This is a genomic window from Paracidovorax sp. MALMAid1276 (assembly GCF_049198005.1).
GTDB lineage: Bacteria > Pseudomonadota > Gammaproteobacteria > Burkholderiales > Burkholderiaceae_C > Acidovorax.
In genome coordinates this window covers 64,501-74,939 of the sequence record NZ_JBMIRS010000189.1, presented here as the reverse complement: position 1 = coordinate 74,939, position 10,439 = coordinate 64,501, and the positions used below count along the sequence as shown (strand labels likewise).

Here is a 10,439-nt window from a genome sequence, read left to right as displayed (position 1 = left end):
CCCGGCACCAGAGAACATCATCAACCGTGACTTCCAGGCAGCAGCCCCCAACAAGAAATGGCTGACCGACATCACGGAGTTCCAGATCCCTGCAGGCAAGGTCTACCTGTCGCCGATCATCGATTGCTTCGACGGGATGGTGGTGAGCTGGACCATCGGCACGAGTCCGGATGCAGAGCTGGTCAACACCATGCTGGATGCAGCCATCGAGACCGTCACAGAGACAAGCGATCGACCAGTGGTCCACTCAGACCGCGGAGGTCACTACCGCTGGCCTGGCTGGCTATCCAGAATGAGCGAGGCCAAGCTCACCCGCTCGATGTCCCGCAAGGCCTGCTCGCCTGACAACGCAGCGTGCGAGGGCTTCTTCGGTCGGTTGAAGAATGAACTGTTCTATCCTCGGGACTGGAAGAGCGTCACAGTTGAGCAGTTCATTGAAGTGCTCGACGACTACATCCGTTGGTACAACGAGAAGCGGATCAAGATCTCCCTGGGGGCCCTCAGCCCGATCGAATACCGGGTGAGCCTTGGACTTGCGGCATAAAACCAGTCCAAGTTTTTATCCGCACCCCCTCCTGGGGATTAGTGGGTCACTTCTGCGTGGAAATCAACAGCTTGCCTTCAAGCAGACCCTCATCGACAAGCTCACGCACGAGAACGCGCTCTTGAAGCGCATGAAGTTCGCCGCCCAATCAGAGCGCTTCAGCCCTGAGCAGAAGAGCCTGCTCGACGACGAGATCGAAGCGGACCTGGCGGCCGTGGCCAGCGAGATCGACGCGCTGGCGCAGACGCAAGCACCGGCCACCCCCGAGAAGAGACAGGCCAAGCGGATGCCCTTGCCGGCGCACCTGCCACGCCGCGAGATCCGCCACGAACCCACGTCCACCACGTGCGCGTGTGGCTGCCAGATGAAACGCGTGGGCGAGGACGTGGCCGAGAAGCTGGACTATGTGCCCGGCGTCTTCAGTGTCGAGCGCCACATCCGCGGCAAGTGGGCCTGCGCCCGGTGCGAGACCATTCAACAAGCGCCGGTCGAGGCGCACGTCATCGACAAAGGTATCCCCACCACCGGCCTGCTGGCCCAGGTGCTGGTGGGCAAGTACGCCGATCACCTGCCGCTGTACCGGCAGGAGGCGATCTTCGGCCGCGCTGGCCTGGCCATCCCTCGCTCGACCCTGGCGCAGTGGGTGGGCACCTGCGGGGTGCGGCTGCAGCCGCTGGTCGATGCCCTGAAGACCGAGATCCTCAGCCACCGGGTGCTACACGCCGATGAGACGCCGGTGGCCATGCTCAAGCCCGGCGATGGCAAGACGCACCGCGCCTACCTCTGGGCCTATGCGCCGGGGGCCTTCGAGAGCATCAAGGCTGTGGTCTACGACTTCTGCGAATCCCGCTCGGGCGAACACGCCCGGCGCTTCCTGGGCCACGGCACCGACAAGGCCTGGAAGGGCTGCCTGACCTGCGACGACTTCAGCGGCTACAAGGCCTTGATCGCCAGCGGCGTGACCGAGGTGGGCTGTCTGGCCCATGCCCGGCGCAAGTTCTTCGACCTGCACGCGGCCAACCAGAGCCAGATCGCCGAGTTCGCCCTGCAGCAGTTCGCCCGGGTCTATGAGATCGAGCGGGACGTCAAAGAGCTGGACACCGAGCAACGGCAAGCCGTTCGGCAGCAGCAGACCCGGCCGATCCTGGACGCTCTTAAAGAGTGGATGACGCTGCAACGGCGCCAGGTGCCCGACGGATCAGCAACCGCCAAGGCGCTGGACTACAGCCTGCGGCGCTGGGATGCGCTGACCCGATTCGTGGATGACGGACAACTGCCGGTCGACAACAACTGGATCGAGAACCAGATCCGGCCCATTGCCATCGGTCGTAACAACTGGCTGTTTGCCGGCAGCCTGCGTGCGGGCCAGCGAGCGGCCGCCGTCATGAGCCTGATCCAGTCGGCCCGTATGAACGGGCACGACCCGTATGCCTACCTCAAGGACGTGCTCACGCGACTGCCCACGCACAAGGCCAGCCGCATCGTCGAGCTCCTGCCACACCGCTGGAAACCCGCCGACGCCTGATCACCGGCCTCGGTAGGCCTGGGTTTGCCGGACGCTTACGTTGCACCCAGCCATAGGACATAGGCTTTGAAGCCGCGCCCATTTCAGCTGGCGTGCAAACCGCCGAGCAACCATACCTATGCTGCCGCGCTGGCCTCGACAGCAACATCACTCAAACTCTCGCCCCTGAGTGAGCGGACTAGGTTCTCAGCAGCCCGCATTTCAATTTCGAACCGTACGCGTCTCACAGCCGAGCCGATGTGGGGAGTGAGTACTGTTCTGGCGTTGTTGGTCAATCCCGGATGAATTTCGCGAGGTCTGTCTGGAAGTAGCCAATCTTCCATCTCATAGACGTCAGCGGCGTACGCGCCAAGTTGCTCATTCGCCAAGGCATCGACAACCGCCCTTTCGTCGACCACAGACCCCCTACCCACGTTTACAAGGATCTGGCCCTTTTTCGATAGTTGAAGCATCCTGGAGTCAACCAGGTGGCGCGTATCGCTAACAAGAGGCACTGCCAGGAACACATAGTCCGATGTGCTGACAGCCTCATCGAGCGTGACCAGTTCGACCTGATCTAGACGCACACTTGGGTCTACACCAAGCAGCCGCGCGCAGCCAAAGCCCGCGAGTCGCGCCAATATGGCCTGCCCAACTTTTCCGAGACCGATCACGCTGGCCACCGACCCATGAAGCCCGGTTCCGTATAGAGCTGGCCTCCACCCAGAGTAGCCTGCTCTTGTAGCGGCGTCACCCTGAAGCACGTTCCTGCCAGCAGCAATAGCCAATCCGATGGCCAGCTCGGCTGTGGGCTCTGTGAGGAGGTCAGGAACAAAGGTGACGCTCACCCCGGCTTGTGCGCAAGCCCTCAGGTCGAAGTTGTCGTACCCCTTGAGTGCACAGGAGATGGTCTTGAGCCTGGGAGCGTTCAGCAGCGACTCTTTGGTCACACTGTCTGTCATGAAGGCCATCATGGCATCAGCATCCACGAGGTACTCCCTGAGCTGGCTGGGGCTCCAGGGTTCAGGCCCTGGATTCATGATGACCTCACCCTCAGCCTGGAGCTTCCTTAGAACCTCTTCATGAACTGGCTGCGTTACGACGATTTTCCGATGATTCATTTTTCGATTTACTTGAGACGCTTTCGCAGCATCGATCCAATGCTGTCAACCACGAGGACACAGGCAAGAATCGACAGAAGGATGGCTGAGACCTCGTCATACTTGACAAGGCGAAGTGCTGCCATCAGCTCGAAGCCGATGCCACCTGCACCGACAATGCCAAGTACTGCGGAGGCCCTGAAGTGGTACTCCCAGCGATAGATGGTTATGTCTGCCAACTGTGGAAGGACTTGGGGGATAACGGCATGCGAGATGACCTGAAAGCGGCTTGCGCCTACCGCAGCAGCTGCTTCAAGTGGCTTCGGATCCACGTGCTCAATGGCTTCCGCGTAAAACTTTGCGACCATTCCCGTGGAATGCAACGCCAGTGCGAGCACCCCAGGTAGAGCACCAAACCCTACGGCTGCCACGAACAGAATGCCAAGAATGATTTCTGGCACGGACCGGAATGCCGCCAGGATGACTCTGGCCACTCTTCCCACCAAAGGATTGGGGGTGGTGTTTGGAGCCGCCAGGAGCGCCAGCGGAAGTGAAAGCACGATAGTCAGTGCTGTGCCGGCAATCGACATCGCCAAGGTGTCCCTCAGCGGGATGACCCAGTGCTCCCAGCGGTCGAAGTTGGGAGGGACCATCTCAGATGAGAGCTGCTTGACAGCCGGGGCGCCTTCGATGAACCGCTGTGCATCGAAGAACCCCGTGACGTACAGGGCTACAAGGCAAACCAGAAGGACGAACGCTGTATTGCGCAGTCCAATGAACTGCTCCCGCTTGTCGCGACTGATGATGTTCTCGAATGCAGCCGAGGTCATTGCATACGGCCCAAATCAAGCTTCAGGATGGTTGCGGTATCCCTAAGGACGTCATATGCAGCGTCATCAGTGGCGGCAAACGCCTGGACACGAAACGCCTTGAGCACCTCAGCATCCTTCATGTCCAGAAAGGAAGAGCGGATGGCAGCTTTGAGCTCAGGCTTGAGGTCCCCCTGCATGACGATCGGATAGTTTGGAATGGGAGCAGAAAGGTCAAGCTGAACAATCTTCGTGGCATCAATGCTTCCTCGAGCGATGAGGTTGTCCAGAATCGGCTTGGACAGAGCCCCGGCTGGAATCTGACCCGACTGCACCGCACGTGCGACCGCGTCATGTGCCCCAAGGTGAACTGGCCGATAGTCCTTCTCACCATCAAGCTTGTACTTCTTGAGCAGGTGTGCACGTGGTGCAAGGTGGCTTGATGTGGACGCCTGGTCGCCAAATCCGAAGGGCTTGCGGCGCACGTCTTCAAGCGTTTTCACCGGCCCTCCGGCCGTTGCGATGAGGACCGACTGGTATGTGGGCGACCCACGTTCAACGCCCACCGCAAAGGGCTCAATCCCGGACGCCTTAGATTTGGCCAAAACGTACGAAAACGGTCCAAAGTACGCTACTTCAATCCGACCGAACCGCATTGCCTCGATCATCGAGGAGTAATCGGTAGTCACCACAATCTCAACATCCTTCTTGAGCTGCTGTTCAAGATAGCGCTTAAGAGGCTGCGCGTTCTGGATGATGCTGGCAGCGTTCTCATCTGGAAGAAGGGCGACACGAAGCTTTGATGGATCCTTTCCCTGCGCATGAGCCCACAGAGGAAGGAGTGCAGCAAAAGAAGCTGCGCTGACAACAAGAGAGAAGTTACGGCGATTCAGCATGGCAAGAGCTCCTTGGTTTGACTGGATTGAAGAGTTCGGGGGCTATCAGTGGACGCACTCGTGTTGGAAGCGTTGGACTGCTTTGCATAGAGGTTCCGCGCAACATCGGGACTCAGCTGCTCTGCCCTACCCTCGAATACAACAGCTCCCTGGCGGAGCCCAATGATTCGGTCTGCAAACGAGCGCGCGAGCTCCACCTGGTGAAGACTCACGATTGCGGTGAGGTGGTCCTTTTTGCAGATCTCATGCAACAAGGTGAGCACGCTATGTGCGGTTGCCGGGTCCAGGCTGGCAACAGGCTCATCGGCCAGCAGGATTCGTGGCTTCTGTATTAGCGCCCTAGCTATGCCTACGCGCTGCTGCTGCCCCCCAGACAAGGCATCAGCCCGGGAGAGCGCCTTTTCGAGCAGCCCGACACGCTCAATCACTGTGAGCGCCTCCAGCTTGTCCTTCTTGCTCCACGGCCATAGCGAAGCGAATGCACCCCTGTCACCGAGCTTTCCCATCAGAACATTCCTGAGGACCGACTGACGTCCAATCAGATGATGCTGCTGGAAAACCATCCCACAGCGCTTGCGGTGCTCTCTCAGCGTCTTTGCGTTGACTACCCGACCTGCCAGGCCAGGTATCGATACCTCGCCTTTTGTGGGCAGCACCAGTCCATTGATGCTTCGTAACAAGGTGGACTTCCCTGCGCCCGAGGCGCCCAGAAGCACCAAAAACTCTCCCTGCTTCACATCCAGACTCGTCGGGTGCAAGGCCACGGTCGAGTCACCGTAGCGGACGGAAACTCCCTTGAGACTCAGAACGTCTCGGTCCTTCTCCAACTTCATGTTGTTACCTTTGCAAGTTTCTGCCTGCGAGCAGCGCGAGAGCGCTTATGACGCACATTTGCCGCAGAAAGAAGTTCGATACGGCTAGGCATGCGTGCAGTTTGTTCGTGGAACGTGTCATCAATATGAAACTTGCACCCCGAAAAATAGGGGTATCTATAGATAACACCTATGTCTGGACTCACGCTACTTGCGGCTTTGAAAGCCTTTGATGCGACGGCAAGGGCCGGAAGCATGACTGCTGCTGCGAAGCTGCTTGATCTACAGCAGCCCACCATCTCAGCGCATATTCAGCGCCTGGAGAATGAGTACGGCGTGGAGCTTTTTCTTCGTCAAGGCCGCCGGCTTGAGCTGACTACCTTTGGCAGGACTCTGCTGGACTACACGCGGCGGGCATTCAGCGGCGAGGAAGATGCGCACGCCCTTTTGGCAGCAGCCAAAAACCGATTCGTCGGGCGTCTTGTGATTCACGCGATCGGCCCGTACAACGTAGTCCCTGTTCTGAAGGCCTTCGGGAGCCGCCATCCCCAGGTCGAGGTCTCTGTCCGTGTAGGCGACTCCCGCTCAATCACGGAAAAGCTCCTCGACTACCAGAGTGATGTCGGCGTGGTCCTCAATCACGCCGAGCACCCCGAACTCCATTGCATGCCATACAGGTCACAGCGCCTGGTGGTCTTTGCGAACCGAGAGCACGCCCTAGCCCGGTGCGGTGAGATAGTGCTCAAGGACCTTCAGAGCCAGCGCTTCGTCATACGTGAGGAAGGTTCAACGACAAGAAGAGTCTTCGAGAGCGAGCTAATTGCCCGCAATATCAACATCCAGGTTGCGCTGGAGATGGGAAGCCGGGAGGCTGTCCGCGAGGCAGTCGCACAAGGAATAGGACTAGGCGTCGTTGCCGAGACAGCCTATGTTCCAGATCCGCGTCTTGTGAAGCTGAAGATTCTGGATACAGCAATGGCCACCCACGTCGACTTCATCTGTCGTCGCGAACGACAGAACGCTCCGCTGATAGCAACGATTTTCGACTTGGCAAAAGAGGTGAGAAGAGGCCTGGCCTAAAGATTCACGAACTTGGCGACAGGGCCCGAGTGGATCATTCATGCCAAGCCTATCGTTAGGGAAGGTCTGCACAACGCTCGTTGCGACGAGTGCAGATGCGCGAGTTTTCAGATGGCGGCAACTGCGGCGTGATTCGGGTCATTCGAGGGCCGATTCGCACCCCGTTGTCGACCCTTTCGGCCGCTGCGGACGCACTCCCTGCAGGTCTTCTTCGAGCGCGTCTTCCAGCAGACTGCGCTGATCGGCGTTCAATGCCTCAGTCTTGGCGGCGAACTTCAGCCGCTTGAGGATGGCCATCTCGTAGCTGAGCTTGTCCAGCAGCGTCTGCTTGTGTTTGAGCTCGCTCATGAGGTGCTGCAGCATCTGGCGCATTTGCGCCTCGTCCATGCTCTGCAGATCCACCGGTTCGTTCATGGCCGTCATCATCCCCGATGGGTGGGCAGCCGCCTACTGGCATATCCACGAATTGAACGCCATAGCACGGGCGACCAACATCACAGCACCGTGATCACAGCGTCTTCTCCCAGGCGCTGCCAGGACAAGCCGGTGACCAGTGCCTGCAGTTGCTCGGCGCTCAGCGTCAGTTGGGGACCCAGGCGCTCATCGCCCCAGACAAACTTGCCTTGGTTCAGGCGCCTTGCGGCCAGCCAGACGCCAAAACCATCGTGCACCAGTACCTTCAGGCGGTTGGCCCGTGCGTTGGCAAAGAGATAAGCGTGGTGCGGGCGGGCCGCGCCAAAGACTTGCACCACTCTGGCCAGGGCCGTCTCGGGGCCGGTGCGCATGTCCAGCGGTTGCGTGGACATCCAGACCGCATCGACCCGGATCACCGCAACACCTCGCGCAAGAGCGCCCCGCACTGGCCCATTGGGCACTGCAGACTGACCACCAGTTCGCCGCGTTGCAGGCGCACCTGGACTGGCGCAGATGGCGGCGGTAAAGGCGGGGATGGCGCAAACGCAGCCAGCGCTTGCTCATCATGGGTGCTGGCGGCCATTGCCGTGAGCGGCAGCGAGATGAAGCCGGGCTCAGCATCCGTACCGACGCCCGGTTGCGCGCGCACAGGGCCCGCCTCCCGAATCCATCGGTGCACCATGTTCGCGTGCAGTCCGTGCGACAAGGCCACACCACCGACACTGGCTCCGGGCTGCGCGCACGCTGCCACCAACTGTGCCTTGAACGCTTTGCTGTATTCACGCCGGCGCGGCCGGCCTTCGCTTGAAAACTGTTCCATCGTCTCCACGATCCTCCAATCGTGGACACGATGCCCGCTTCTCACGGCGCTTTCAATATGGGGTCACCGGACGGATACGATGTACGCGCGCGGCATGACGGTGCGCGAGATTCAGGGCTTCCTCGCTGCGTAATCCAGTTCTTTCGACCAGGTAGTCCAGTACCGCCCACAGTATGACCACTGGTCCTGACCACTGGTCGCGTCTCTCTCTGAGTGAATTTTCAGTAACTTATTGTGGATAACTATTCGCGGCCCAGCGATTGTGAATAACTTGCCTCCAGCATTGAAAACCTATGCTGCTCAGACAGCCCACTCCGTCCTGCGGGCCGACAAGGGAGCTTGAGAAATGTTTGCGCTGAAAAACTTCAGCCTGGACAGAAGCCTACAGCCAGAACCCACGCTTATTCACATTAGCAAACAGCGCTGAGAGTGCTCCGAGATCCTTCGTGTCAAGCAGCATTTCAGTAGTGCCATTGAGAGAGGTCGGCAACTGGGTGCCGTGGATTTCTCTCGACTGCTTGAGAACCTGGTCGAGCAAACTGCTTCGGGGAAGGAGTATGTAACGCACCTCGCAGTCCAAGCCATCGGCGAGCTTGGCCAGCGTTTTCAAAGAGATACTTTGATTTGCTTCTGCCTGCTCCAGCTTGCGCACGCCTTGGGCCGTCATTCCGGTCCGTGTACCAAGGGCCGTTGAACTCATGCCTAGGGCGAGGCGGATGGTCTTCACCCAGCCGCACCTCGGTGTGACATCGCGATGCAGCTTCGCGAATTCGCAAAACTGCCGATCAAGTTCTGCCAAGCGGGTGAAATCCAGACGGCTTTTCAATTTTCACGGATTCCTGGAAAGCAACTGATTGGTTGCCAAAGTTGTGCTGCGGGGCAACCGGATGCATTCCATTCGCCAGTGGCAACGCTACGAGCGAAATAACGCCTTGGAGCTCGGTTATCTTCGCGCTCCCCGGTTCCGAATGGGACCAAATAGTCTCACATTTCTTGAACAACCGACATGCTGCGTGTGGAAAAAACTACTCTTGGAACATTTGGAGAGCCTGAACTGGCAGGCCTCATCAACTCGCGAGGGTGGAAATCAGTCTTGCCTGATGCTTTAGATGATCAGCATCTGCTACTCGTCTCAGAGCAACTGAGGGATTTGCTTGCAGGCAAGGGCTGGGACGATAACCAGGGGCCTGGCAGCGCTGCCCTACCGATCACTTTGTTGCTGCTGTCGGAGGCGGGTGCCGAGCGGCTGAGTAAGGGCTTTGCTGTCGCGATGAGTACATTGCATGAGGCGATGACTCTTCTAAGCATCACTATTGATAGAGAGATCGTGAGCCGGATTTTGCATCGTAAGGATGGCCCCACTGGCGCTGAACTGATGGAAAGCCTGCGTGTCCTTACTCACAACGACGTCGAACACGGCCGGTCACCTCGCCCGGCCTAACCCAAGGTCAAAGCTTGGAGGTCGGCCTTCACGGTCTCAATGATTTCGTCGAACGATGCCAGCTCCAAACCTTGGCAATACGCTGTCGCGATCAGCGTCATAGGATGGATCTGCAAACTCTCAGCCAATCCCTCTATGGTTCGGATGCTCGGCACTTGGTGGCCTTGTTCAACGCGGCTGATGTGCCGTCGGCTCGTCGCAAAAAGCATGTCTTCCTGAGTCACGCCCCGTGCAGCGCGCAACACTTGAAGCGCGCGACCAAAGTCAGCTTTGGGTCGGAGTTGTTTTCGGGAAGACATACTCCCGATTTCCGCCCAATGAGACCAATAAGACCACGACCAACTAGTCTCATTGCAAATCCCGTCGTAAGAAAATTCTCCGCGTCAGGAGTCTTCCCTTGGATGTCGCCCAATGCCTATCGTGTTTCTGGATTTCGACGGTGTTCTACATCCGGAGCATTGCCATGAGTTAAAACACTTTAGCTGCTTACCCGTGTTTGAGAGCGTTCTCAGCCAGGTTCCCGACTGCAAGCTGGTGATCGCGAGTACTTGGAGGCTGCAAATTCCAGTAGAGCGTCTTCGAGAAAAACTGGGGCCCAATGTGGCTGCCAAGCTCGTGGGAGTTACCCCCCAATACTGCTATCTTCGCGACGTTCCGCCTACGCTAGTTGGTTACGAGCGGGAAGCCGAATGCCATGCGTGGCGACGCGCCAATCAGGTTCTCAATGAGCCGTGGCTTGCGATTGATGACCGTTCCTGGCTTTACAGGCCGTTTTGCAAATCGCTTTTCCTGACCAACAGCCGCACAGGTTTATGCACTACAAGCGCGGAACGGCTTGTCGCACGGCTTCTGAAGCTTCTTTGAAAACGTGCACCCTCAGAAACTGACTGAGCTGCGGTACGGTCTAGACGAAGCAAGCCCCCGGTGCGACCTCTGCGAAAGCATGCCCCTGGGGGCGACGTTGTTGATCATATGCAGGTCGAATATGAATGACTGCGAAGGAAACGAGTGAAGCGCTG

At 58.5% G+C, this 10,439-nt stretch carries 14 protein-coding genes; 5 read left to right on the top strand and 9 right to left on the bottom strand.

Annotation, left to right across the window (positions count from 1 at the left end):
- Together ACOQFS_RS13610 and tnpC are read left to right on the top strand one after the other, a co-directional pair.
- Window positions 1-544 (top strand): IS3 family transposase (locus ACOQFS_RS13610; RefSeq protein ID WP_421563358.1); only part of this gene is annotated, 544 nt, incomplete at its 5' end.
- Between the two features lie 31 nt (window positions 545-575).
- The gene (gene tnpC / locus ACOQFS_RS13605) at window positions 576-2,069 is read left to right on the top strand and encodes an IS66 family transposase (protein WP_304305439.1); all 1,494 of its coding nucleotides are present in this window, start codon (window positions 576-578) and stop codon (window positions 2,067-2,069) included.
- Window positions 2,070-2,185: 116 nt separating this feature from the next.
- Here tnpC and ACOQFS_RS13600 read toward each other — a convergent pair whose 3' ends face one another.
- The 4 genes from ACOQFS_RS13600 to phnC are packed head-to-tail and all read right to left on the bottom strand — an operon-like array spanning window position 2,186 to window position 5,686.
- Window positions 2,186-3,169, bottom strand: a complete 984-nt coding sequence (locus ACOQFS_RS13600) for an NAD(P)-dependent oxidoreductase (RefSeq protein WP_060984578.1) — start codon at window positions 3,167-3,169, stop codon at window positions 2,186-2,188.
- A gap of 8 nt (window positions 3,170-3,177) precedes the next feature.
- The gene (gene phnE / locus ACOQFS_RS13595; RefSeq protein ID WP_003056093.1) at window positions 3,178-3,978 is read right to left on the bottom strand and encodes a phosphonate ABC transporter, permease protein PhnE; all 801 of its coding nucleotides are present in this window, start codon (window positions 3,976-3,978) and stop codon (window positions 3,178-3,180) included.
- On the bottom strand, window positions 3,975-4,853 hold the full coding sequence (gene phnD, locus ACOQFS_RS13590; RefSeq protein ID WP_421563357.1) for a phosphate/phosphite/phosphonate ABC transporter substrate-binding protein: 879 nt from the start codon (window positions 4,851-4,853) through the stop codon (window positions 3,975-3,977). The genes phnE and phnD overlap by 4 nt, the downstream gene beginning before the upstream one ends.
- On the bottom strand, window positions 4,847-5,686 hold the full coding sequence (phnC, locus tag ACOQFS_RS13585; RefSeq protein ID WP_421563356.1) for a phosphonate ABC transporter ATP-binding protein: 840 nt from the start codon (window positions 5,684-5,686) through the stop codon (window positions 4,847-4,849). The genes phnD and phnC overlap by 7 nt, the downstream gene beginning before the upstream one ends.
- 171 nt (window positions 5,687-5,857) lie before the next feature.
- Between phnC and ACOQFS_RS13580 the strand changes: the two genes are divergently transcribed.
- Window positions 5,858-6,745 (top strand): LysR substrate-binding domain-containing protein, encoded by an 888-nt coding sequence (locus ACOQFS_RS13580; RefSeq protein ID WP_421563355.1) that lies wholly within the window; start codon window positions 5,858-5,860, stop codon window positions 6,743-6,745.
- Between the two features lie 138 nt (window positions 6,746-6,883).
- Here the strand turns inward: ACOQFS_RS13580 and ACOQFS_RS13575 are convergent, their stop codons facing one another.
- The 4 genes from ACOQFS_RS13575 to ACOQFS_RS13560 all read right to left on the bottom strand — a co-directional run bounded on the left by ACOQFS_RS13575 (window position 6,884) and on the right by ACOQFS_RS13560 (window position 8,805).
- Window positions 6,884-7,168: a hypothetical protein gene (locus tag ACOQFS_RS13575; protein WP_421563354.1), complete on the bottom strand. Its 285-nt coding sequence runs from the start codon at window positions 7,166-7,168 to the stop codon at window positions 6,884-6,886.
- Between the two features lie 71 nt (window positions 7,169-7,239).
- Window positions 7,240-7,551: an IS66 family insertion sequence element accessory protein TnpB gene (gene tnpB / locus ACOQFS_RS13570; RefSeq protein WP_108497518.1), complete on the bottom strand. Its 312-nt coding sequence runs from the start codon at window positions 7,549-7,551 to the stop codon at window positions 7,240-7,242.
- Between the two features lie 20 nt (window positions 7,552-7,571).
- The gene (tnpA, locus tag ACOQFS_RS13565; protein WP_233250285.1) at window positions 7,572-7,979 is read right to left on the bottom strand and encodes an IS66-like element accessory protein TnpA; all 408 of its coding nucleotides are present in this window, start codon (window positions 7,977-7,979) and stop codon (window positions 7,572-7,574) included.
- Between the two features lie 382 nt (window positions 7,980-8,361).
- Window positions 8,362-8,805, bottom strand: a complete 444-nt coding sequence (locus ACOQFS_RS13560) for a helix-turn-helix domain-containing protein (protein WP_304305421.1) — start codon at window positions 8,803-8,805, stop codon at window positions 8,362-8,364.
- Between the two features lie 180 nt (window positions 8,806-8,985).
- Between ACOQFS_RS13560 and ACOQFS_RS13555 the strand changes: the two genes are divergently transcribed.
- A complete protein-coding gene (locus ACOQFS_RS13555; RefSeq protein WP_304305420.1) occupies window positions 8,986-9,420 on the top strand; it encodes a hypothetical protein in 435 nt (144 codons plus the stop codon).
- On the opposite strand, the gene ACOQFS_RS13550 is transcribed toward ACOQFS_RS13555, so the two are convergent.
- On the bottom strand, window positions 9,417-9,719 hold the full coding sequence (locus tag ACOQFS_RS13550; RefSeq protein ID WP_304305419.1) for a helix-turn-helix domain-containing protein: 303 nt from the start codon (window positions 9,717-9,719) through the stop codon (window positions 9,417-9,419). The two genes, ACOQFS_RS13555 and ACOQFS_RS13550, sit on opposite strands and share 4 nt — an antisense overlap.
- A gap of 112 nt (window positions 9,720-9,831) precedes the next feature.
- Here ACOQFS_RS13550 and ACOQFS_RS13545 point away from each other — a divergent pair, with 112 nt between their 5' ends.
- A complete protein-coding gene (locus ACOQFS_RS13545; RefSeq protein WP_304305418.1) occupies window positions 9,832-10,284 on the top strand; it encodes an HAD domain-containing protein in 453 nt (150 codons plus the stop codon).
- Window positions 10,285-10,439: the final 155 nt, after the last annotated feature.

What these genes read in the sequence shown, in the direction of transcription:
- phnC (WP_421563356.1), bottom strand. Translation starts at nt 5,686, where the DNA reads ATGAAGTTGGAGAAGGACCGAGACGTTCTGAGTCTCAAGGGAGTTTCC.
- ACOQFS_RS13555 (WP_304305420.1), top strand. Translation starts at nt 8,986, where the DNA reads ATGCTGCGTGTGGAAAAAACTACTCTTGGAACATTTGGAGAGCCTGAA.
- phnE (WP_003056093.1), bottom strand. Translation starts at nt 3,978, where the DNA reads ATGACCTCGGCTGCATTCGAGAACATCATCAGTCGCGACAAGCGGGAG.
- ACOQFS_RS13600 (WP_060984578.1), bottom strand. Translation starts at nt 3,169, where the DNA reads ATGAATCATCGGAAAATCGTCGTAACGCAGCCAGTTCATGAAGAGGTT.
- tnpA (WP_233250285.1), bottom strand. Translation starts at nt 7,979, where the DNA reads ATGGAACAGTTTTCAAGCGAAGGCCGGCCGCGCCGGCGTGAATACAGC.
- phnD (WP_421563357.1), bottom strand. Translation starts at nt 4,853, where the DNA reads ATGCTGAATCGCCGTAACTTCTCTCTTGTTGTCAGCGCAGCTTCTTTT.
- ACOQFS_RS13580 (WP_421563355.1), top strand. Translation starts at nt 5,858, where the DNA reads ATGTCTGGACTCACGCTACTTGCGGCTTTGAAAGCCTTTGATGCGACG.
- ACOQFS_RS13550 (WP_304305419.1), bottom strand. Translation starts at nt 9,719, where the DNA reads ATGTCTTCCCGAAAACAACTCCGACCCAAAGCTGACTTTGGTCGCGCG.
- tnpB (WP_108497518.1), bottom strand. Translation starts at nt 7,551, where the DNA reads ATGTCCACGCAACCGCTGGACATGCGCACCGGCCCCGAGACGGCCCTG.
- ACOQFS_RS13545 (WP_304305418.1), top strand. Translation starts at nt 9,832, where the DNA reads ATGCCTATCGTGTTTCTGGATTTCGACGGTGTTCTACATCCGGAGCAT.
- ACOQFS_RS13575 (WP_421563354.1), bottom strand. Translation starts at nt 7,168, where the DNA reads ATGACGGCCATGAACGAACCGGTGGATCTGCAGAGCATGGACGAGGCG.